This is a genomic window from Plesiomonas sp. PI-19 (assembly GCF_021368255.1).
Lineage (GTDB): Bacteria > Pseudomonadota > Gammaproteobacteria > Enterobacterales > CAMTGL01 > Plesiomonas > Plesiomonas shigelloides.
The window spans coordinates 820,668-843,128 of the sequence record NZ_JAJNMQ010000001.1 but is presented as its reverse complement, the minus strand read 5'-3'; the positions used below and the strand labels follow the sequence as shown (position 1 = coordinate 843,128).

Here is a 22,461-nt window from a genome sequence, read left to right as displayed (position 1 = left end):
AACAACTCCCGCACCGTCAGCCTCGCTGGCGGTGCTTTTTTGTATTCAAGCATAACCGAAAGAGGTTTAGCCCGTGTCCCGTACCATCATGTTAGTTCCAATCGGCACCGGTGTCGGCCTGACAAGCGTCAGTCTGGGTGTTGTACGTGCGATGGAGCGCAAAGGCGTTAACGTCAACTTCTTCAAACCAATCTGCCAGCCACGCCACGGCGGCAACGGTCCTGATCTGACTACCAGCAGCATCCGTGCTAACAGCTCTGTGAAAACGCTGGAGCCGTTCACCCTGAGCTTTGCTGAGAACCTGATCGGTAGCGGCCAGACTGATGTTCTGCTGGAGCAAATCGTTGCTCGTTTCGCGGAAGAAACCAAAGATGCAGACACCGTTCTGATCGAAGGTCTGGTACCAACCCGCAAGCAGTCTTTCGCTAACAATGTGAACTTTGACATTGCTAAAGCGCTGGACGCAGAAATCGTCTTCGTTGTAGCACCAGGTACTGATACCCCAGAAGAGCTGAAAGAGCGTCTGGAAGTAGCCTGCTCCAACTTTGGTGGTCTGAAGAACAAATCCATCGCCGGCGTGATTGTTAACAAGCTGAATGCACCGGTTGACGAGATGGGCCGTACCCGTCCGGATCTGTCTGAAATCTTTGATGACAGCAACAAAGCGAAGTCTGTTAACGTAGAAGTGCTGCAGCTGTTCTCCAACAGCCCACTGCGCATTCTGGGTTGCGTGCCTTGGAACTTTGATCTGATCGCAACACGTGCTATCGACATGGCGAAGCACCTGAATGCAGAAATCATCAACGAAGGTGACATCAACACCCGTCGCATCAAGAATGTGACTTTCTGTGCGCGTAGCATCCCGCACATGGTTGAGCACTTCCGTCCAGGCTCTCTGCTGGTGACCTCTGCTGACCGTCCAGACGTTATGGTTGCTGCCTCTCTGGCTGCCATGAACGGTGTGGAAATCGGTGCCCTGCTGCTGACTGGCGGCTACGCTATCGAACCACAAGTTCGCGAACTGTGTGCCCGCGCTTTCGAAACTGGTATGCCAGTATTCGGCGTGAACACCAACACCTGGCAGACTTCCCTGAACCTGCAAAGCTTCAGCCTGGAAGTGCCAGTAGACGACAAAGCACGTATCGAAAAAGTACAGGACTTCGTTGCCTCTCACATCGACAGCCAGTGGATCGAATCCATGACTGCCGCGTCGACTCGCTCACGTCGTCTGTCTCCACCAGCATTCCGTTACCAGCTGACCGAGCTGGCACGTAAAGCCGGCAAGCGCATCGTGCTGCCAGAAGGTGATGAGCCACGTACTATCAAAGCCGCAGCACTGTGTGCTGAGCGCGGTATCGCAGAATGTATCCTGCTGGGTAACCCAGAAGACATTCAACGCGTTGCAGCTTCTCAGGGCGTTGTTCTGGGCAAAGGTATCCAGATCATCAACCCAGCTGACGTGATTGAAACTTACGTTCCACGTCTGGTTGAGCTGCGTAAGAACAAGGGCATGACTGAAGTGGTTGCGCGTGAGCAACTGCAAGACACCGTTGTTCTGGGCACCATGATGCTGGAAGCAAACGAAGTTGACGGTCTGGTATCTGGCGCAGTTCACACTACCGCCAACACCATTCGTCCACCGTTGCAGCTGATCAAAACTGCACCGAATGCCTCTCTGGTATCTTCCGTGTTCTTCATGCTGCTGCCGGATCAGGTTCTGGTTTACGGTGACTGTGCGATCAACCCGGATCCAACTGCTGAGCAACTGGCTGAGATCGCAATTCAGTCCGCTGAATCTGCTATCGCTTTCGGTATCGACCCACGCGTTGCAATGATCTCTTACTCTACCGGTACTTCTGGTGCAGGTAGCGATGTAGAGAAAGTTCGTGAAGCGACCCGTATCGCGCAGGAAAAACGTCCTGATCTGATGATCGACGGTCCTCTGCAGTACGATGCCGCTATCATGGCTGACGTTGCGAAGTCTAAAGCGCCAAACTCTAAAGTAGCGGGTAAAGCGACTGTATTCGTGTTCCCGGATCTGAACACCGGTAACACTACATACAAAGCAGTACAGCGTTCTGCGGATCTGGTTTCTATCGGCCCAATGCTGCAAGGCATGCGTAAGCCGGTTAACGACCTGTCTCGTGGTGCTCTGGTTGACGATATCGTCTACACCATCGCTCTGACCGCAATTCAAGCGACTCAGCAGTAATTCGATAACGCGGCATCGCTCGGTGCCGCGTATTTGCTGCTTTCGCTCGCTCAATAGACTGACGATAAGCGATGTTTACTGCTAACCAGTTAGCATTAACTTTTCCTGTTAGCTAAGAGCACAAAAAAACCGGCCTCTGCGCCGGTTTTTTTATTTCTTACTGCCGGTACCTATGCCGGTATCGCAACCCAGACTCAAATATCCTCTGTACCATTGCGGTTTAACCACAGATCCAGCGCCACGCGGGTATCAGGGGTGATTTCACGGCGACGCTGATTAATCTCATCCAGCGACATCCACATCACTTCGGTGATCTCTGACTCTTGCAACGCAAATGGCCCACGACTGATACAGCTGAACAACCCACCCCACACTTTGCAATCCTCTGACTCATAGTAGAAGCTGCCGTGATCAAGGAATGGAATGCCGGCAATACCCAGCTCTTCTTCCGCTTCGCGCTTCGCACCCTCGGTCAGGCTTTCACCGGCGGAGACCACCCCACCAGCGGCCACATCCAACCATCCCGGATAGAAGTCTTTGCTGTCAGTACGGCGCTGCACCAGAATATGCCCCATGCCGTCGTGCACAATAATATAGGTCGCGCGGTGACAGAGGTTTTCCTCTCTAACCTGTTGACGCGAAACGGTATCGATCACTTTGTTATCCGCGTCAACCACGTCTACCCATTCTTGAACATGTGTATCCATCAGGCTTAATCCTTGAATGATGCTGCTCAATCGCCCAGAGTCACTGACAACAGCGGGGCTTGTGTTTCCAATTCGAGAACCTGCAACGTGTGGTCGGCATACAGACCATAACTGGCAGGAAAGCCGCCTTTAGGCAAGCTGGCTGAACCTGGGTTAAAGATCCAGTTTGCATCTTGCTGTTCCGCCAACGGAATATGGGTATGACCATAGGCCAACACATCACCACCAGCTAAAGGTGGCAACGTGCTGCGGTTATACTTGTGGCCGTGCGTCAGGAAAAAGCGGCGCTCCGGTAGCAAAATCTGTTGATAGTCCGCCAACACCGGAAACTGCAACAGCATCTGATCCACTTCGCTTTCACAATTCCCGCGTACCGCAATAACTCTATCCTTGTAGGCGTTCAGCCGCTCGGCAACCTGTGCCGGCGCATAATTATCCGGTAACGGATTACGTGGTCCGTGATACATCAGATCGCCCAGCAAAATGAGCCAGTCCGCCTGATGTTGGTCAAAACGCTGCAAAACCTGCTCAGTCGCGCTGAGTGAGCCATGCAGATCAGAGGCAAATAACAGTTTCATGGGATGGGAAAATTAACGGAACAAAACCGTAGGATAGCGTACCACCGCGCCCGACGCCATCGTCAGATAAACAGAAAAGGCCTCCAACGGAGACCTTTTTTATTTCTGCCAACTATCTCAAATTACAGAGATAAAATGGTTTAATCAATCAGCTCGACGGTCATAGCCACACCTTCACCGCCACCGATGCACAGTGCGGCCAATCCACGCTTTTTCCCGTAGCGACGCAGGGCATGGATCAAGCTCACCACCACTCGCGCACCACTGGCGCCCAATGGATGGCCAAGAGCGCACGCTCCGCCATGTACGTTGACTTTATTGCTGTCTAAACCAACATCTTCAATCGCCAGCAAGGTCACCATGGCAAAGGCTTCGTTGACCTCGAACAAGTCGATATCGTCTGGCGTCCAGCCAGCCAGATCAATGGCTTTACGGATCGCGCCCACCGGCGCCACGGTAAACTCTTCTGGCGCCTGTGCATGGGAAGCATAAGAGACAATACGCGCCAGCGGCTTACAGCCATTTTGCGCGGCGTAATCAGCGGTACTCAGCACTAAAGCTGCCGCACCATCAGAAATTGAACTGGAGTTAGCAGCGGTGATAGTACCGTCTTTAGCAAAGGCCGGACGCAGACCCGGAATTTTCTCCGGTTTGGCATTGCCTGGCTGCTCATCGATACACACTTGCGTATTACCGCTACGGGTTACCACGGTGACCGGCACAATCTCCGCTTCAAATGCCCCCTGCGCAATCGCCGCATTTGCTTTAGCCAGTGAGTTGATAGCGAAGTTATCCATCGCCTCGCGCGTCACGCCGCGCTTATCGGCCATTTGCTGTGCCAGAACGCCCATCAGCTTGCCGCTGTAGGCATCTTCCAGCCCATCGGTAAACATGTGGTCTTTCACCGCGCCATGCCCCATTCGCAAACCGGCACGGGCCGCTGGCATCAAGTACGGGGCTTGTGACATGCTCTCCATCCCACCTGCCACCACGACATCGGCTTCCCCGAGTTTGAGCGCGGCGGCCCCTTGCATCAAGGTTTTCATGCCGGAGCCACACACTTTGTTCACCGTGGTGCAAGGCACGCTATCCGGTACTCCAGCCGCTAATGCCGCTTGACGCGCAGGTGCTTGGCCCAATCCCGCAGGCAAAACGCAACCTAACAACACTTCATCCACCTGCGCCGGTTGAATGCCTGCACGCTCAATGGCCGCTTTCACCACTTCCGCCCCCAATTGTGGTGCAGTAAATCCGGACAGACTGCCCTGAAAACCACCCATCGGAGTACGCACAGCAGACAACACCACAATCTCTTTCGACATAGTAACCTCTTCCTTGGTTAAACACTCTTCTCTGGATGTATCAGCGCCATGGCTGACTTGTTGTTTATTTTTTATCAGCAAGTTATGACTTATAATTGACAAAAACTCGCACATCCAAAAAAAAGTTACCTACATTCCAAAATGATTGTCTGGTTGCTGGTTTTAATAAAAATTTGCCGCGCTGTGACAGCAGATGTAAACGACAAGTTGCCATTTTGACCACAAAGCACCGGCCATACACGACTCGTTACAAGACTACGTTCTAAACAGATGGGGCTTAACTCACGGCCTGATGTCCACGCGTGCACAGTTTTCTCGATTATTCGCGAGTCGGCGGCAAGAGAGGCCGACATTATAACGGCAGCGCGGTGCTGTATTTGATCTGCTCCATGGCAAAACTAGAGGTGACTTCGCTCAAACCGCGCACATTGTTGACCAGTTTTTTATAAAACTCATCGAACGCTTTCATGCCAGAAACCTGTACTCGCAGCAGATAATCGTACTCCCCGGCCATGCGGTAAAACTCCATGACTTCGGGAAATTCGGTAACGTGGGCAACAAATGCTTGATACCACTCACGAGAGTGATCTTGGGTCTTTAACAGCACAAATGCGCTCATACCGACGCCGATTTTTTCCGCATCCAGCAACGCGACACTGGCGCGGATCACCCCCTCTTCTTCTAAGCGCTTCAACCGCTTCCAACAGGGCGTGGTGCTGAGGTTCACCGCTTCGGCCAAGACTTGTAGAGACAAGGTGCAATCCTGCTGCAGCATTGCCAGCAGCGCGCGGTCAGTTTTATCCAATTCCCGCTTCATATAGAAAATTATTCTCCCAATTCGGTTTTGTGCGGTAATTATGGCAAGGTTTTTCCCCAACACTCAAGCTAGGATTAAGTCATAAGATCACCACTGACAGGATGATGAGCATGCCACGCCGTACATGGACTAACCGGGCCATTCAGGCCATCGAAGCCGATTTCCAGCGCTCTGCTGACACCCACCTGATTAAGCTGCCGCTGCCGGGATTACCGGGCATAGATATTTACCTTAAAGATGAGAGTACCCATCCAACAGGTAGCCTGAAACACCGTCTGGCACGTTCGTTGTTCCTGTATGGACTGTGTAATGGCTGGATCCAAGAAGGCACCACCATTATCGAAGCCTCTTCCGGCAGCACCGCGGTTTCAGAAGCCTATTTTGCTCGCCTGTTGGGCTTACCCTTTATTGCGGTGATGCCGCGCAGCACCGCCAAGCGCAAGATTGCCCAAATTGAGTTTTACGGTGGCCGCTGCCATTTCGTGGATAATTCATCGCAAATCTATGCCGAGTCGGAACGTCTGGCCTGTGAGCTGAACGGCCATTACATGGATCAGTTCACCTATGCCGAGCGTGCTACCGACTGGCGCGGTAATAACAACATCGCCAACAGCATTTTCAATCAGATGGCGCTAGAGCCGCATCCAGTGCCGCGTTATGTGGTGATGAGTGCAGGTACCGGCGGCACCTCTGCCACCATTGGCCGCTATCTGCGTTACAAATGCCATCCCACCGAGTTACTGGTGGTAGACCCACAAAACTCGGTGTTCTTCGATTGCTATATGCAAAATGACCGCAGCCTGACGTGCACCTGCGGCAGTAAGATTGAAGGGATTGGTCGCCCACGCGCTGAGCCATCGTTCATTTGTGATGTGATTGATGAAATGATGCAAGTGCCCGACTCAGCCAGTATCGCCACCATTCACTGGCTTGAAACCATTTTAGGCCGCAAAGCGGGCGCTTCAACCGGCACCAACTTGTGGGGCGCACTGCAACTGGCGCAGCGTATGCACCAGCGCGGTGAACAAGGATCGATCGTGACCCTGCTGTGTGACAGTGGCGAACGTTATCTAGATACCTACTACAACCCGCAGTGGCTGTCTGAACACATCGGTGATTTGAGCGCAGATTTACACACGCTGCACAGCATTACCGGTACGCAGCCGCAGGCTTAAAACCGATAACAGGCCAGCTAAGAGAGGTATTAGAGCAGTAGCATACGTTATGCGTACTTCCGTTCTTGTCGCGTTTCTTGCCTAGCCAGTAAATCGGCACATAAAAAAACAGGCTCCGATAGCACGTACAGTTAGTCTGTATCGTTGTCATCGGAGCCTGTTTTATTTTGGCCTTTTATCTGGATATTGCTTTTTATTTAACCGAGTTAAACCAACCCGCCATCAAACAAAACCACCACAGACCAGCCGTCTTAAAATCAGCGATCATTTGGGCTCAGCATTTGGCGAGCTTTGACTATCCGCGCTGTTATCGGTGATCGGCGCTGCCGGTTCACTATCCGCTTCTCGAATCCATGCCACCAGCAGAGTGTAAGCTACCGCCAGTACCACCGGACCGATAAACAGACCAATGATGCCAAACGCCAACAAACCACCGATCACACCGGTCAAGATCAGCATCAGCGGTAAATCTGCGCCACGCTTAATCAGCATCGGGCGCATGAAGTTATCCATGCTGCCCACTAGCAATGACCACACCAGCAAGAAGGTGCCCCAGGTGTTATCACCGGTCCAATAAATCCACGCCACCGCAGGAAATAGCACCAGTGCAGGCCCTAACTGAGCAATCCCCAGCAAGAACATCAACACCGTGAACACCATGGCATAAGGCACACCAGCGATAAACAGCCCTACACCAGCCAAACCGGATTGCACCAGCGCAGTCACCACCACGCCCAGCGCTACCGCACGGATCGCTTGTGAAGCCAGAATCACCGCAGTATCACCACGCTCACCGGCTAAACGACGGGTAAAGCGACGAATACCCTGCGCCGCCATCTCCCCAGAGCTATACAGCAAACCACAGATCACCACGGTGACAATGAAATGCACGATCAGCATTCCGAGATTACCGGCTTGCGAAGCCAGCCAGCCCAGCGATTTACCGACATATGGAGTGAGTTTGCTGGCCAGCGTCCGACCACCACTATTTTGAATTTGCGTCCAGAAATCGGCCAGTTTCGGGCCAATCCACGGGATCGAATCCAGGTGCGCCAGCACCGGAATATCCATGGTCGGCAGCTTGCGACTCCAGTCAATCAGCGCCGGCACGTTATCAATGACGGTACTGATGGTGAACAAAATCGGGATCACAAACAGCAGCAACAGCGCGGCTACCATCACAAAGGTCGCCAGCGAGCGTTTACCCCACAAAATCCGCTGTAATAACAGCAAAATAGGCCAGGTGGAAATCACGATCATCGTGGCCCACACCAATGCCGGTAAAAACGGATTCACGACCCAGAATGCCGCAATCAGCAGAATGCCGATAAACAGCACACTGAACACGGTACGCGTAATGTCCGGCCCGACAGGTTTGTTCAACATAAGAAACCTTACTCAGAGTTATCAGTTAACACTAACAAGCATAATACGGTATTAAAAACCATGACACGATTTAAGCGGTGCACAGCCGGTGGAAATTCTCTATCCTTACATTAACTTGTTGCAATTGAGAAACCGATACTATGTCCACAACCGTCGTCATTTTCAGTGGCGGACAGGATTCTACCACCTGTCTGGTTCAGGCGCTGACTCAATATGAGCATGTGCACTGCATTACCTTCGATTACGGCCAGCGCCACCGCGCTGAAATCGATGTCGCGCGTAAGTTAGCGCAAAAGCTGGGCGTCGCCGCCCACAAAGTCATGGATGTCACCTTACTGAACGAACTGGCGATCAGTAGCCTAACCCGCGACAACATTCCGGTTCCCACCGAATGCAGTGACGGCGTGCCTAACACCTTTGTGCCAGGGCGCAATATTCTGTTCCTGACACTGGCTGCAATCTATGCCTATCAAATTGGCGCCGAAAGCATTATCACTGGCGTGTGTGAGACAGACTTTTCTGGCTATCCAGATTGTCGTGATGAGTTTGTCAAAGCGCTGCATCATGCGGTAAACCTTGGCATGGCGCGCGATATTCGTTTCGATACGCCACTCATGTGGCTGGATAAAGCCGAGACGTGGGCGTTGGCCGATTATTACGGTGCGCTGGAGACAGTACGCCATGAAACATTGACCTGCTACAACGCCGTACAGGGCGATGGCTGTGGTGAATGTCCGGCTTGTCACCTGCGCGCACGTGGTTTACACACCTATTTGGCTGATAAAGACGCGATCACCCGTAGCATGCTGCAAAAAACCGGTCTGCGCGCGTAAACTTTTCTTCGCATCACGCGCAACGCCACTGAGCTCAACATTACCGCGCTGAACATCACTGACTGGCGGCCTATCGGCACTCAACGCCAGTCAGTTAATTTCGCGTTTTATCTTATTTATCCACTCAGTTAGCGGCGTGACAACCAACGCAGCAATAGCCGATGCCACCAGCGATACGGGGGATGAATCAATGAGTTGAAATTCATCTTTCCGTATGACAGCACCGATTTCGGTTTCGAGAAGGTGCGAAAACCCTCAGGTCCATGGTATTGCCCCATTCCCGATGCACCCAGGCCGCCAAACGGCAAGCTATCAATGGCAGCATGGAATACCGTCTCATTGATACACATCCCTCCGGCATGTGCCGTCTTGATCACCATCTCAGTCAAAAATGGCTCATCGGTCATGAGATACAGCGCCAGTGGACGTGGGCGATGATGGATATAGCGCAGGGCAATCCCTATCACGTCATAGGTTTTAATGGGCAATAGCGGCCCAAAAATCTCCTCCTGCATGACCTGCATGTCTTCGGTCACATGGGTGATCAGGTGAGGCACCATCCGCCGCGTTACAGGATCGATCGCTGGCGTTTGCAACGGAATGATTTGCGCGCCCAGCGACTGGGCATCATTGAGCAAGTGCATCAGACGCTGAAAGTGCGCGTCACTGATCACCGAAGTGTAAGCCTCATTTTTTAGCGCATCAGGATACTGGCGGGCAAACGCAGCCTGCATCTCAGCAATCAAGGTATCTTGCCGCTCTTCTGGGCACAACACATAATCCGGCGCCACACAGGTCTGGCCGGCATTTAGCGCCTTGCCAAACACAATGGAGGGGGCAATTCGCGCAATATCAATGTCCGGAGCAATCAACACCGGACTCTTACCGCCCAACTCTAAAGTTACTGGCGTCAAATTGGCCGCGGCACTTTGCATTACTTTACGCCCCACCGCCGTAGAGCCGGTGAATAGCAGATGGTTAAACGGCAGCGCAGCAAATTCGGCGGCAATGTCAGGCCCGCCTTCCACAACACCCACCTCTTCATCGGCAAAAGCATCACTCAGCATCTGTCGTAGCGCTTGGTTGGTTTGCGGGGTCAACTCAGAAAGTTTCAGCAAAACGCGGTTACCCGCCGCCAATGCCGTGATCAACGGTAGCAAAGCCAGATTGACCGGATAGTTCCACGGCACAATGATCCCTACCACACCGAGCGGCTGATATTCCACCCACGCCCGTGCCGGCCAAAAACTCAAATCTACGTGGCGTTTTTCAGGTCGCATCCAGCGCGATAAATTACGCTGACTGTAACGCAGCAGTGAGTAGCTCGGCATCAGATCGGCCATCCGACACTCCATTTCCGAGCGCCCACCGAAATCCTGCGACATGGCACTGATTAAGGCTTGCTCGTGTTGACGCAACGCCTTGCGTAGCTGCTGCAGCCAGTGCTTGCGCATCGAATAATCCGGATTCGGATTCATATCAAATGCATTTTTTACCCGGTTAAAGGCTAATTGCACGGCTCCCATAACGCAGACTCCTCGCATTCAGTCTCAGTGAGATTAATTGACTCAATTTGGTGCACAGGTGGCTGAATCATTCTGGCTGTTAGTGACCGCAGAATAACGGCGATGCAGAGGCGATTCAGGTTCGAGTGATCTCGGTTAGTGCGGCCAGCTTACGGCATAGGTAACCGCTTAGATAGCGGCTTAAATAACCAAGATTCTCGTACATCGAAACTGTGCCACAGGTATCCCCATTGGCGCTACCTCTATCTGGTAACAAGCACCCTGCTTTTCTGTTTCCAGCGGTAAATTCAGTAATTTAATTGAAAAACAACACGTTATTACAAAACCATTCGCCATATTATTCTATAGAATGGTCAGGCTTGTACGACTATTGGCAAGCTATAACGTAGCGTCATAACCGCCACGGACTTCTCCAAGTATACGTGCTAATCTCAAAGACCGAGACGCCAGTGAATAATTTAAAGTGACAAATAAATAAACTTCGTCGCAAGGATTGCATCGATTGGCACATAACCACCGTCCGCATCAAGCCCCCACGGTTAGCACGACGACCGGAACAGCACGCACGCTCATGCGCTTCTTATCCAGAAGGATGCTAAAGTCATCCCATCGTGCTCTATACGGGTATTTGTTGCTCGGTAGCGTGCTACTGATCGCTTTGCAAACCGTGTCCCCTGCCATTGGGCAAGTTTTGCAATGGCAAGCATCTGATGCAGTAAATCTGCAAGCTTGGTGGCGGCCTTTTACTGCGCATCTCGTACACACTAATCTAACGCACTTACTGATGAATCTGCTGGGGTTATGGCTAATCGTCTGGGCGGCCTATCCTTTACTGCGCGCTCGGCAAGCTATTACGCTTTATCTGCTGTGCTGTGTGGCTATCGGTCTGATATTACCGGCTAGCGGCCTTGGGAGTTATCGCGGATTATCTGGGGTACTGTACGGAATAGTAGCGTGGCTAAGTGTGGCCAGTTGGCGCAGCCCTGGTGTTGCCATCCTGCCCAGTTGGCTGGCCGGTGGACTACTGGCGCTGCTGTTATGGCCAGATAGCCAGCACGATGCGTTTACCGCGCATTTGATACAAGCGCGCGTCGCTCATCTAGCCCATTTTTCTGGGGCGCTCTGCGGTGCGCTTTACGGCATGCTATGCCAACTACCGACTCAAACGAACTCACTGCGCAATTAAGCAAAAACGAAGCAGCATCTACGCAAACAGTAAGCGACAACCGCCGCGCAATTTACAGGCTGATCCGCTCACGGTTCTTTTTCAAAATCCCTTCGCCGATACCTTTCACTTCCAACAACTGTCGCACATCAGAAAACGCGCCATGGCGCGTGCGATATTCAACAATTGCCTCCGCCTTACGCCGACCAATACCAGATAGCCCCTGATCTAACTCATCCACCGAGGCGGTATTGATATTAACTGTGGGCATCGCCGGTTTTGTCTTCGCGCTCGCAGCAGAATGCGCTGAATTTTCAACCGTTGATGCAACGCCAGCCGTAGCCGGCTCCGCAGCCACATTTTCAATCGGCACGCCGTTAATAATATAGCGCTCCGCGCTTTGCGCACTGAACGTGAATGGTGGCAAACCGGTAAGCAGCAATAGTGCTACGGTAAAGGCAGGTTTCCTTGCATTGAACACGTGAGTCCATTCCTTTCTATATACTGAAGATGTCAGCGACTTGAAATTGTCTTGGTGCGTCATACGGTATGCAAATAGATTCACCCGAACAATTCGCGCACACAGAAAAAGCAAAGAGCCGCAAAAGCGGCTCTTTGTGGTTACATATTGTTGCAGTCAACGCGGAATATTACTCGGTTTCTGCCATGTTACCGTATTTGATGTCAGCATCAGCGCGTAGGCTAGCCAGCATCGCTTCGAAGGTCACAGTCATATCGGCATTCAGCTGCTGCTGAGCGAAAATTTTCTCCAGCTCAGGATTTGGCGTGCTCTGCACACCCAGCAGTTCAACCAGAACCACATCCCCTTCGCCGTTTTCACTGATGCCATATGCCGGCTTGCCTTCGGCTGGTTTTGCCAAGCCAAACACAGTGTTAACCAGTTGCTGGTCTGGTGAATTACGCTGCAAAGTCTCTTCAGCGGCGAAAGTCACACCTGCGGCTTTCAGCGCTTCGTCACCTTTACCCGCACGCAATTCAGTCAGCAGCTGTTCAGCTTGCTTACGAGCAGCCACTTGCGCCTTCTGGAACTTCAGCAGCTGAGCAATTTCAGCGCTAACTTGTTCAAACGGCTTACGCGCTTCCTCTTTGTGCTCAACCACACGCACCACAAAAGCGTGGCTGTCGTCGACAGAGATCACGTCAGAGTTGCTGTTACCCGCAATCAGATCATCACTGAAGATAGCTTTCGTCAGTGCAGGGAAGTTCAGTGCGGCAGGCACATCCTGCTGGCTGAACAAACCGGTTTCCTGAATCTTCAGGCCAGTTGCGCTGGCTACGTCATCCAGTGAGTCCGGATTTTCGAATGCTTTGTCGCTGGCTTTTTGCTGCAGAGCATAAAACTCGTCAGTCGCTTTGGTTTGACGCAGCTGCTTAGCCACTTCATCACGCACTTCAGACAGTGGGCGAACCTGCGCTGGCTGGATATCATCCAAACGAATGACATGATAACCAAACTGCGTTTTCACGATCCCAGAGATATCGCCTTTTGCCGCCAAGGCAAAAGCAGTTTGCTCAAACTCTGGTGCCATCACACCTTTTTCAATCCAGCCCAGATCGCCACCGTTACGGCCAGAGAACTTGTCTTCGGACTTGGTTTTGGCCAACGTCGCAAAGTCAGCACCTTGCTTAAGCTCGGTTTCGATTTCCTGCGCGGCTTTCTCGTTGCTAACCAGAATGTGGCTCAGCTTACGACGCTCAGGCTGGCTGAAGTGAGATTTGTTGTCCTGATAGTACTGAGCGATCGCGGCATCATCGATTTTCACCGCGTCTTGCAGCGCTTTCGCATTCAGCTCTACATAACGAACTTTGACCTGCTCCGGTGACATGAAGCTGGTTGGATTCGCATCGTAATAGGCTTTCTCTTCCTGCTCAGTCACAGTTTGCTTAGCTTCCAGTGGCTTAACCGCCAAAGTAGCCAGACGCACCTTACGCTCTTGTGTCAGCAGGGCGAATGTTTGCTCGCTCTCTTTTGGCAGCACAAAGTCAGTCGCAGTAAAGGCTGACAGCAGTTGCTGACGCACCATTTGCTGACGCATGTATTGGCTAAAAGAGTCCGGCGTAAAGCCAGCACGTTGGATCAGCTCCAGATACTGGGCATTATCAAAACGGCCGTCTTTTTGGAATTCAGGCATGTTGACGATGCTTTGCTTGATTTGATCATCACTGACACGCAGGTTCAGTTTTTTCGCATATTTATCAAGCAGCACGTCATCGATCAGACGGTTCAGTACGTCTTTGCGTACCATGTTCAGGTACTTAGGGTCTGCAGCTAAGGTATTGAAATTATCCCCGAGGCGTTGTTGTAAGTTATTACGCTCACTTTGATACGCCTGCTCGAACTGCTGGTTGGTAATTTCCTGGCCATCCACTTTAGCAACATAGTTGCCGGAGGAGCTGAGGAAGCCCTGCACACCGGTCAGAACGAACGACAGAATAATGATACCGAGCACAACTTTCAGCGCGATGCTATGTTGAGCGCTGCGCAATTTGTCCATCATGAGTTGACAATGCTCCGTCTTGTTACGCTGTCAAATAAGAAAAAAAGCGCATCATAGGATGCGCCTTGAAATCAGTGCCACTGTATGTTGGTTGTTAATTGACGCGCCAACACCCGGCATTGAGATTAATTAGCCATTAACGGCATCTTTCAGTGCTTTACCCGGACGGAACGCTGGCACTTTAGCAGCAGCGATGGCAATTTCCTTGCCTGTCTGTGGGTTACGACCAGTACGGGCTGCACGCTCACGCACAGCGAAAGTACCGAAACCTACCAGAGCCACATCATCACCGGCCTGCAGTGATTCGGTTACAGACTCAATTAAAGCATCTAACGCACGACCTGCTGCGGCTTTAGAAATGTCAGCATTCGCCGCAATCTTGTCAATCAGTTGAGACTTATTCACTCTTCATCCCCTCTAAGAATCTCATATCGTGCCCGGTGATGTCCTTCAGGGCTACGATGGCGCTTTTATATCAGTCTTGATACTGCTTGGCAAGCTGACATCACGCCGGTCTGTTTAAGTTGCAAGCCACGTAGCACAAGGGCTGAGCAGCTTTGACTGTAATACGGTAACGGGACAAAAAAAGACTGGCAAGGTCATCTGACCCTGCCAGTCTCACATTTATCTACGCTTCTTGCAGCAGATCACGCTTTCGCCGCTGGCAGCTCTGCGCCGAACGGGTTATTTTCCAGCGCCAGAGTCAGAACCTGATCGATTTTGCTGACCGGATGGATCTGCAAATCGGCAATCACGTTCTCTGGGATCTCTTCCAGATCACGACGGTTCTCTTCTGGGATCAGCACCACTTTCACGCCACCACGGTGAGCGGCCAGCAGTTTCTCTTTCAAACCACCGATTGGCAGCACCTGACCACGCAAGGTGATCTCTCCCGTCATCGCCACATCAGCGCGTACCGGATTACCGGTCAAGCAAGATACCAGTGCGGTGCACATGGCAATACCAGCACTTGGACCGTCTTTTGGCGTTGCCCCTTCTGGCACGTGGACGTGGATATCACGTTTTTCGTAGAAGTCTGGGTTAATGCCCAGCTTCTCGGCACGTGACCGCACCACGGTCATCGCGGCCTGAATGGATTCTTGCATCACCTCACCCAACGAACCGGTATAGGTCAGCTTGCCTTTGCCCGGCATAGAGGCCGTTTCGATGGTCAGCAGATCGCCCCCCACTTCGGTCCACGCCAAACCGGTGACCTGACCGATATGGTTTTCACCATCGGTGCGGCCATAATCAAAGCGCTGCACGCCCAAGTACTCTTTCAAGTTCTTGTCGTTGATGGTAATGCTCTTCAGGCTCTTATCCAGCAACAGGTTCTTCACCGCTTTACGGCACAGTTTGGAGATTTCACGCTCCAAGCTACGCACGCCGGCCTCACGGGTGTAGTAGCGAATAATGCCAATCAGGGCACTCTCTTCTACCGTCAGCTCGTTTGGCTTCAGCGCATTGCGCTCAATTTGTTTTGGCAGCAGATAGCGCTGAGCGATGTTCAGTTTCTCGTCTTCGGTATAACCAGACAGACGGATCACTTCCATACGATCCAGCAAAGGACCTGGGATGTTCATGGAGTTCGAGGTCGCCACAAACATCACATCGGACAAGTCGTAATCCACTTCCAGATAGTGATCGTTGAACGTTGAGTTCTGCTCTGGATCCAACACTTCCAGCAATGCCGAGGCCGGATCGCCACGCATGTCGGACGCCATTTTGTCAATCTCATCCAGCAGGAACAGCGGGTTTTTCACGCCCACTTTGGCCATTTTCTGGATCAGCTTGCCCGGCATGGAGCCGATGTAAGTCCGACGGTGACCGCGGATCTCAGCTTCATCACGTACGCCGCCAAGCGCCATACGCACGTATTTACGGCCAGTCGCTTGCGCGATGGATTGCCCCAGAGAGGTTTTACCTACCCCTGGCGGACCAACCAGACACAGGATTGGACCTTTCACCTTGTTGATTCGGCTTTGTACCGCCAAATATTCCAGAATGCGCTCTTTAACACGTGCCAGACCGTAGTGGTCTTGATCCAGAATCTGTTGCGCTTTCGCCAGATCTTTTTTCACTTTGCTACGCTGATGCCAAGGCACCTGCAGCATCCAATCAATGTAGCCGCGCACAACGGTGGCTTCGGCCGACATTGGTGACATCATTTTCAGCTTTTGCAGTTCGGCTTCGGTTTTTTCCTTCGCCTCTTTCGGCATTTTTGCCGCATCGATCTTCTGCTTTAAGCCTTCAAATTCATCAGGAACATCTTCCATCTCGCCGAGTTCTTTCTGAATCGCTTTCATTTGCTCATTCAGATAGTACTCACGCTGGCTCTTTTCCATCTGCTTTTTCACGCGGTTGCGAATACGCTTTTCCACTTGCAGCAGATCGATTTCAGATTCCATCATCGCCATCAGATATTCCAGACGCTCAGAGACGCTGGTAATTTCCAGCACCGCTTGCTTGTCTTTCATCTTCAATGGCATGTGCGCGGCAATGGTGTCCGCCAGACGCGCAGCATTGTCGATACCGGCCAGAGAAGTCAGCACCTCAGGCGGGATCTTTTTGTTCAATTTGATGTAGTTTTCAAACTGAGCGGTGGCGGTACGTACCAGCACTTCCTGCTCAGCTTCGTCGACCGGCTGCGTCGTCAGGAAATCAACCTGCGCGACAAAAAACTCATCACTGTCAGATACCAAATTAATTTTGGCGCGCTGCTGACCTTCAACCAATACCTTAACGGTACCGTCAGGGAGTTTCAGCATCTGCAAGATGGTCGCAACCGTACCGACCGGATGCAGATCCGCCGCAGTCGGCTCCTCGGTGCTCGCATCTTTTTGCGCCACCAGCAGGACCTGCTTGTCATTTTCCATTGCTGCTTCTAAACAACGGATGGATTTTTCCCGCCCTACAAACAGGGGAATGACCATATGCGGATATACCACCACATCACGCAACGGCAGAACGGGAACATCAATTCGCTCGGAACGCTCCAGGTTCATAGAACTCTCTCTTAAAGACTTAGCTTCCGCCAAAATTTAGTTGTTATCTGAGTATATGGGGACGGAAAAACCAGATTCAACGTCTGACACTATAACTTAGTAAAGAAAAAGGGAAGGTTACCCTTCCCTCTATATTACGCTGTTTCTGCAGACATTTTCTGTCTAAATCACCGTCAAGCGGGATTAATCTGCATTCGATGCCTGAGCTTCCGGTTTGGAATAAATCAGGATCGGTGAAGCGTTACCGTTAATAACCGCGTCGTTGATAACCACTTTCTCCACACCGCTCAATGTCGGCAGGTCATACATGGTATCCAACAATACGGCTTCAACGATAGAGCGCAGACCACGCGCACCGGTTTTACGCGCCAGTGCTTTCTTCGCAATGGCGATCAGCGCATCTTGCTGGAATTCCAGCTGTACGCCTTCCAGATCAAACAGCGCTTGATACTGCTTGGTCAGTGCGTTCTTCGGCTCTTGCAGGATCTGAATCAGTGCCGCTTCATCCAGCTCAGTCAACGTGGCGACAACCGGCAGACGACCGATGAATTCCGGGATCAGACCAAACTTGATCAAATCTTCCGGCTCGACCTGAGTAAACAGCTCACTCAGACCAATCTTGTCATCTTTACCTTTCACCTGCGCACCGAAACCGATACCCGTACCGGTATTCAGACGCTGCTCAACCACTTTATCTAAGCCAGCAAATGCACCGCCACAGATGAACAGGATCTTGGAGGTATCAACCTGCAAGAACTCCTGCTGTGGATGCTTACGACCACCTTGTGGTGGAACGGCCGCAACGGTACCTTCAATCAGCTTCAGCAGGGCCTGCTGTACGCCTTCACCGGATACATCACGGGTGATTGACGGGTTGTCAGACTTACGGGAAATTTTGTCAATTTCATCGATGTAGACAATACCGCGCTGGGCTTTGGCCACATCGTAATCGCATTTTTGCAGCAATTTCTGGATGATGTTTTCTACGTCTTCACCCACATAACCGGCTTCGGTCAGTGTAGTGGCATCGGCCATGGTGAAAGGAACATCCAGCAAACGAGCCAGCGTTTCGGCCAGCAAAGTTTTACCACTACCGGTAGGACCGATCAGCAGGATATTACTCTTGCCCAGTTCCACACCATTGTTGGTATCGCCATTACGCAGGCGCTTGTAGTGGTTATATACCGCAACAGCCAGAACTTTCTTGGCATGATCCTGCCCAATCACGTAATCATTCAGATGGTTACGGATCTCGTGGGGAGTAGGCAGTGCACTGCGATCACGGCGTGGTGACAGTTCTTTGATCTCTTCGCGGATGATGTCGTTACACAGATCGACACATTCATCGCAGATATACACGGACGGCCCGGCAATCAGCTTGCGCACTTCATGCTGGCTCTTGCCGCAGAAGGAGCAATACAACAATTTGCCTGACCCGTCTTTGCGCTTATCTGTCATTCGTAAACCTCTTATCGGGGCTCAGCCCCGGAACCTGATAAACCTGTTTTCAGTGTATATCAGCCCCCGGAATGTTGCCGCTATTACTCGCGATGGCTGAGTACTGCATCAACCAGACCATATTCCACCGCTTCTTCAGCCGACATGAAATTATCGCGGTCAGTATCGCGTTCAATTTTGTCCAGTGGCTGTCCGGTATGCGCGGCCAGCATTTCATTCAGTTTCTGTTTGGTTTTCAGAATCTCTTGCGCATGGATCTGAATGTCAGAAGCTTGTCCCTGGAAACCGCCCAGAGGCTGGTGGATCATAACGCGGCCATTCGGTAAACAGAAGCGTTTCCCTTTAGCACCACCGGCTAACAGGAATGCGCCCATCGAACAGGCCTGTCCCATACATACGGTGCTCACGTCTGGCTTGATGAACTGCATGGTGTCATAGATAGACATACCGGCAGTCACCGAGCCACCTGGTGAGTTGATGTACAGGTAGATATCTTTTTCCGGATTCTCTGACTCAAGGAACAGCAGCTGAGCCACGATCAGGTTCGCCATATGATCTTCCACCTGACCGGTCATAAAAATGACGCGCTCTTTTAGCAGGCGGGAATAGATATCATAGGAGCGTTCGCCGCGTGATGTCTGCTCAACAACCATCGGCACTAAAGCCATACGGGTGGTGAAATCATCCTGTTTTGCGTTGTATGACATTGCCTTCTCCCCATAGAAAAATGGCCCGAGTGATGCTTCACCCGAGCCATAGATAGCAGAAGAGCCGAAATTAAGTCAAATACTTAGGTCGGCCCATAGTTCTTAGGCTGCCGGTGCTTGGTTCATCAGCTCATCAAAAGTTGCTGCTTTTTCAGAAACTTTTGCTTTTGCCAGAACGGCATCAATTGCTTGTTCTTCCAGAGCAACATTGCGCATGTTGTTCATCAGTTCTTCGTTCTTCTCGTAGTAAGCAACGACTTCTGATGGATCTTCGTATGCGGAAGCCATGTCAGCGATCAGTGCTTTAACGCGCTCATCATCAGCCTTCAGTTCGCTGGACTTGATTACTTCACCCAGCAGCAGGCCGATTTGTACGCGACGACGAGCTTGTTCTTCGAACAGTTCACGTGGCAGTTCGAATGCTTTGTTAGCCTGAGCACCGAAACGCTGAGCCGCTTGCTGACGCAGAACATCAATCTCACCATCGATCAGAGCAGCAGGAATGTCAAACTGGTTTGCTTCCAGCAGACCTTCCAGAACCTGAGTCTTCACGCGGTTTTTCACTGCGTTGGTCAGTTCACGGGTCATGTTCTTACGGATTTCAGCCTTCAGGCCTTCCACAGAACCGTCCGCTACACCGAAACGCTGAACGAACTCTGCAGTCAGTTCTGGCAGTTCACGCTCTTCAACTTGCTTCAGAACGATAGCGAACTGAGCAACTTTACCTTTCAGGTTTTCAGCGTGGTATTCAGCTGGGAAAGTCACTTCGATAGTGAACTCTTCGCCCGCTTTGTGACCTACGATACCTTCTTCGAAGCCAGGAATCATACGGCCCTGGCCCATTGCCAGTACGAAATCAGTCGCTTTACCGCCTTCGAATACTTCGCCGTCTACAGAGCCGGTGAAATCGATGGTTACGCGGTCTTCAGCTTCTGCAGCGCGATCAGCTGCTTTCCAAGTCGCTTGCTGCTTACGCAGAACGTCGATCATGTTGTCAACGTCAGCGTCGGTCACTTCAACTACCGGCTTCTCAACTACGATAGATTCCAGACCCTGCAGAGCGATCTCTGGGTACACTTCAAAAGTAGCAGTAAAAGTGAAATCCTGACCTTCAGTCGCTTCACCTGGAACGAAAGTTGGCGCGCCAGCCGGATTTACTTTCTCTTTGATGATAGCTTCGATGAAGTTGCGTTGCATTGCTTCACCCAGTACATCTTGGCGTACGGACTGACCATAGCGCTTGGCTACCAGGCTCATCGGTACTTTACCCTTACGGAAGCCATCTACACGTACGTTCTTTGCAACGCGCTGCAGTTCGTTACGAACAGCAGTTTCAATAGCATCAGCTGCTACAGTGATGGTCATGCGGCGCTCAAGGCCTTGAGTAGTCTCAACGGAAACTTGCATCTTTTACCTCAAAAAAATCCTCAGTGCTCGGAATTGCTGAGCGGTGTGGTTGTAGCGTTACACTCAATAAAACTCAACGACACAATCAGTCGCCGAACACAACCGATATATCCTGTTATCGGAACATCCCGAGTACAGTTTGGAAAACTAGACGGGGCATTATAGCGGTGCTAGGGGGGGGAGTCGAGTTAACAGAGGGCAACAGATGTGCTTGCGCTCAATTTTCCCGCAACCTGTCGCAGTTTAATTGTCTGTAAACTTGTCTAAACGCATCAGTTATTAACACGCAGAGGGAATGTGAATATCAGATACACTGTGATTTACAGAAATTAACGGTTTATCTCTGCTGTTCTGTGCATATTCACTGAGCGTTATCGCTGCACCATTGGTATAAAAAACCCCGCGGTAATAAGCGGGGTTTCCAAAACTGTATGCTCGCGCTAACAGCCACCAAGAAAGAAAAAATTATTCTCAGTTGCTTTCGCCTGCGGTCACATTCACTGGGATACCAGAGCGACGCGCCACTTCTTTCTCAGCATCAGTGCTGTTAGTTAGTGGGCTCAGAATGAAAGATTGAACCGGCTTGGTGAATGGGATCACCATAGTCTGTGGGTCATCGCTTTCATTCTTAGACAGCGGCTGGTGTACTTCGATATAACGCTGGCCATTTGGCTCGACAGAAACTTTGATTGGCTCGTTCACCACCTGCACACGGGTACCTACTGGTACGGTGTTGAACAGGGTTTCGATGTCATCTGGGCGCAGACGGATGCAGCCGGCGCTCACGCGCATGCCGATACCGAAGTTAGCGTTAGTGCCGTGAATCAGGTATTCGCCTTTACCGTGCGCCAAACGCAGGGCAAACAGACCCATTGGGTTTTCTGGACCGGCCGGTACTACGGCTGGCAAGGAGATACCTTGGGCTGCGTACTCTTTACGAGTATTCGCTGTTGGCGTCCACGTAGGGTTTGCACGCTTGGAGATGATGCTGGTCACCATGGTTGGTGTCGAGCGGCCCACACGGCCGATACCAATTGGGTAAACCTCAACGGTATTAGAGCCTTTTGGATAGTAGAACAGACGCAGTTCTGCCAAGTTAAGAACGATACCTTCACGTGGCGTATCTGGCAGCAGCATCTGAGTTGGGATACGCAGGGTCATCCCTTTTTGTGGCAGGAACGGATCCACATCAGGATTCGCTTCCAACATCGCAATCAGACCTACTTGATAACGTGCGGCAATCGCTTCGAGCGACTCACCGTTACCTGGAACAACATAGGTTTCTTCAGTACCAACCAGACGGCTACCCGCTGGCGGCAAAGGATAAGACGCAGCCAGTGCCGAAGGCACTGTCATCATTGCCAGCGCAGACACCAGCAGGCCGGCAAATACACGAACAGCTTTCATTGATGACCCCAAAAGAGCCTAGTTTCATATCAGTATGGACAATCCATACCATATGGCTAGTGCGAAATTAACAAGATTGTAACCAGAGGCGTAGCATAGGATCAGACCTGAACCGGTCTGCGGCTAACAACATCAGGGGCACATATTAAATTATGTCTACAAAAAACAATAAACCTTTTGTTCAGATTTTTTTGATCTTTGCTTTTACATCATGTGATTACGCAACACTGCGCCCCT

General features: G+C 51.4%; 17 protein-coding genes and 1 pseudogene. 4 read left to right on the top strand and 14 right to left on the bottom strand.

Translation table 11 applies throughout. The annotated features are described in order from the left end of the window. Positions 1-88 precede the first annotated feature (88 nt). Positions 89-2,212 carry a phosphate acetyltransferase gene (pta, locus tag LQ901_RS03855; RefSeq protein ID WP_201765072.1) on the top strand — a complete coding sequence of 708 codons (2,124 nt, stop codon included), beginning with the start codon at positions 89-91 and terminating at the stop codon, positions 2,210-2,212. A 194-nt stretch (positions 2,213-2,406) separates the two neighbouring features. On the opposite strand, the gene yfcD is transcribed toward pta, so the two are convergent. The 4 genes from yfcD to LQ901_RS03835 form a co-directional block, all read right to left on the bottom strand. After that, entirely contained in the window at positions 2,407-2,919 is a 513-nt protein-coding gene (gene yfcD / locus LQ901_RS03850; RefSeq protein ID WP_152136352.1) for an NUDIX hydrolase YfcD, read from the bottom strand. Positions 2,920-2,945: 26 nt separating this feature from the next. Beyond that, on the bottom strand, positions 2,946-3,497 hold the full coding sequence (gene yfcE, locus LQ901_RS03845) for a phosphodiesterase (RefSeq protein ID WP_152109499.1): 552 nt from the start codon (positions 3,495-3,497) through the stop codon (positions 2,946-2,948). Between the two features lie 140 nt (positions 3,498-3,637). Beyond that, the gene (locus LQ901_RS03840; RefSeq protein ID WP_152109498.1) at positions 3,638-4,819 is read right to left on the bottom strand and encodes a thiolase family protein; all 1,182 of its coding nucleotides are present in this window, start codon (positions 4,817-4,819) and stop codon (positions 3,638-3,640) included. Positions 4,820-5,171: 352 nt separating this feature from the next. After that, positions 5,172-5,636, bottom strand: a complete 465-nt coding sequence (locus LQ901_RS03835; RefSeq protein WP_039045650.1) for an Lrp/AsnC family transcriptional regulator — start codon at positions 5,634-5,636, stop codon at positions 5,172-5,174. A 110-nt stretch (positions 5,637-5,746) separates the two neighbouring features. Here LQ901_RS03835 and LQ901_RS03830 point away from each other — a divergent pair, with 110 nt between their 5' ends. After that, the gene (locus LQ901_RS03830) at positions 5,747-6,811 is read left to right on the top strand and encodes a PLP-dependent cysteine synthase family protein (protein WP_039045649.1); all 1,065 of its coding nucleotides are present in this window, start codon (positions 5,747-5,749) and stop codon (positions 6,809-6,811) included. Positions 6,812-7,075: 264 nt separating this feature from the next. Here LQ901_RS03830 and ydiK read toward each other — a convergent pair whose 3' ends face one another. Further along, a complete protein-coding gene (gene ydiK, locus LQ901_RS03825; protein WP_064977990.1) occupies positions 7,076-8,197 on the bottom strand; it encodes an AI-2E family transporter YdiK in 1,122 nt (373 codons plus the stop codon). 140 nt (positions 8,198-8,337) lie between these two features. On the opposite strand from ydiK, the gene queC reads away from it, so the two are divergent. Continuing rightward, positions 8,338-9,030, top strand: coding sequence for a 7-cyano-7-deazaguanine synthase QueC (gene queC, locus LQ901_RS03820; protein ID WP_064977991.1), 693 nt, complete (start codon positions 8,338-8,340; stop codon positions 9,028-9,030). A 128-nt stretch (positions 9,031-9,158) separates the two neighbouring features. Here the strand turns inward: queC and LQ901_RS03815 are convergent, their stop codons facing one another. Beyond that, positions 9,159-10,556 carry a coniferyl aldehyde dehydrogenase gene (locus LQ901_RS03815; protein WP_082935541.1) on the bottom strand — a complete coding sequence of 466 codons (1,398 nt, stop codon included), beginning with the start codon at positions 10,554-10,556 and terminating at the stop codon, positions 9,159-9,161. 571 nt (positions 10,557-11,127) lie between these two features. Between LQ901_RS03815 and rrtA the strand changes: the two genes are divergently transcribed. Continuing rightward, complete coding sequence (gene rrtA, locus LQ901_RS03810; protein ID WP_370635675.1) at positions 11,128-11,742, top strand: rhombosortase; 615 nt, start codon at positions 11,128-11,130, stop codon at positions 11,740-11,742. A gap of 52 nt (positions 11,743-11,794) precedes the next feature. On the opposite strand, the gene LQ901_RS03805 is transcribed toward rrtA, so the two are convergent. From LQ901_RS03805 to LQ901_RS03770, 8 genes and pseudogenes are all read right to left on the bottom strand, one after another. Further along, a complete protein-coding gene (locus tag LQ901_RS03805; protein WP_233671978.1) occupies positions 11,795-12,265 on the bottom strand; it encodes a ComEA family DNA-binding protein in 471 nt (156 codons plus the stop codon). A gap of 106 nt (positions 12,266-12,371) precedes the next feature. Further along, positions 12,372-14,240 (bottom strand): peptidylprolyl isomerase, encoded by a 1,869-nt coding sequence (gene ppiD / locus LQ901_RS03800; RefSeq protein WP_010864080.1) that lies wholly within the window; start codon positions 14,238-14,240, stop codon positions 12,372-12,374. A 129-nt stretch (positions 14,241-14,369) separates the two neighbouring features. Further along, on the bottom strand, positions 14,370-14,645 hold the full coding sequence (hupB, locus tag LQ901_RS03795; RefSeq protein WP_010864081.1) for a nucleoid-associated protein HU-beta: 276 nt from the start codon (positions 14,643-14,645) through the stop codon (positions 14,370-14,372). 242 nt (positions 14,646-14,887) lie between these two features. Then, positions 14,888-17,245 carry an endopeptidase La gene (lon, locus tag LQ901_RS03790; protein ID WP_010864082.1) on the bottom strand — a complete coding sequence of 786 codons (2,358 nt, stop codon included), beginning with the start codon at positions 17,243-17,245 and terminating at the stop codon, positions 14,888-14,890. 183 nt (positions 17,246-17,428) lie between these two features. After that, positions 17,429-18,703, bottom strand: a complete 1,275-nt coding sequence (clpX, locus tag LQ901_RS03785; protein ID WP_010864083.1) for an ATP-dependent protease ATP-binding subunit ClpX — start codon at positions 18,701-18,703, stop codon at positions 17,429-17,431. An 83-nt stretch (positions 18,704-18,786) separates the two neighbouring features. Beyond that, the gene (gene clpP, locus LQ901_RS03780; protein WP_010864084.1) at positions 18,787-19,410 is read right to left on the bottom strand and encodes an ATP-dependent Clp endopeptidase proteolytic subunit ClpP; all 624 of its coding nucleotides are present in this window, start codon (positions 19,408-19,410) and stop codon (positions 18,787-18,789) included. 102 nt (positions 19,411-19,512) lie between these two features. Next, positions 19,513-20,817, bottom strand: coding sequence for a trigger factor (gene tig / locus LQ901_RS03775; protein WP_010864085.1), 1,305 nt, complete (start codon positions 20,815-20,817; stop codon positions 19,513-19,515). Between the two features lie 489 nt (positions 20,818-21,306). After that, a pseudogene (locus LQ901_RS03770) lies at positions 21,307-22,176 on the bottom strand (L,D-transpeptidase family protein); the annotation flags it as partial. Positions 22,177-22,461: the final 285 nt, after the last annotated feature.

Bases quoted from the DNA above. Each gene is read 5' to 3' on its own strand.
- pta (WP_201765072.1), top strand. From the start codon at position 89: ATGTTAGTTCCAATCGGCACCGGTGTCGGCCTGACAAGCGTCAGTCTG.
- yfcD (WP_152136352.1), bottom strand. From the start codon at position 2,919: ATGGATACACATGTTCAAGAATGGGTAGACGTGGTTGACGCGGATAAC.
- yfcE (WP_152109499.1), bottom strand. From the start codon at position 3,497: ATGAAACTGTTATTTGCCTCTGATCTGCATGGCTCACTCAGCGCGACT.
- LQ901_RS03840 (WP_152109498.1), bottom strand. From the start codon at position 4,819: ATGTCGAAAGAGATTGTGGTGTTGTCTGCTGTGCGTACTCCGATGGGT.
- LQ901_RS03835 (WP_039045650.1), bottom strand. From the start codon at position 5,636: ATGAAGCGGGAATTGGATAAAACTGACCGCGCGCTGCTGGCAATGCTG.
- LQ901_RS03830 (WP_039045649.1), top strand. From the start codon at position 5,747: ATGCCACGCCGTACATGGACTAACCGGGCCATTCAGGCCATCGAAGCC.
- ydiK (WP_064977990.1), bottom strand. From the start codon at position 8,197: ATGTTGAACAAACCTGTCGGGCCGGACATTACGCGTACCGTGTTCAGT.
- queC (WP_064977991.1), top strand. From the start codon at position 8,338: ATGTCCACAACCGTCGTCATTTTCAGTGGCGGACAGGATTCTACCACC.
- LQ901_RS03815 (WP_082935541.1), bottom strand. From the start codon at position 10,556: ATGGGAGCCGTGCAATTAGCCTTTAACCGGGTAAAAAATGCATTTGAT.
- rrtA (WP_370635675.1), top strand. From the start codon at position 11,128: ATGCGCTTCTTATCCAGAAGGATGCTAAAGTCATCCCATCGTGCTCTA.
- LQ901_RS03805 (WP_233671978.1), bottom strand. From the start codon at position 12,265: ATGACGCACCAAGACAATTTCAAGTCGCTGACATCTTCAGTATATAGA.
- ppiD (WP_010864080.1), bottom strand. From the start codon at position 14,240: ATGATGGACAAATTGCGCAGCGCTCAACATAGCATCGCGCTGAAAGTT.
- lon (WP_010864082.1), bottom strand. From the start codon at position 17,245: ATGAACCTGGAGCGTTCCGAGCGAATTGATGTTCCCGTTCTGCCGTTG.
- clpX (WP_010864083.1), bottom strand. From the start codon at position 18,703: ATGACAGATAAGCGCAAAGACGGGTCAGGCAAATTGTTGTATTGCTCC.
- clpP (WP_010864084.1), bottom strand. From the start codon at position 19,410: ATGTCATACAACGCAAAACAGGATGATTTCACCACCCGTATGGCTTTA.
- tig (WP_010864085.1), bottom strand. From the start codon at position 20,817: ATGCAAGTTTCCGTTGAGACTACTCAAGGCCTTGAGCGCCGCATGACC.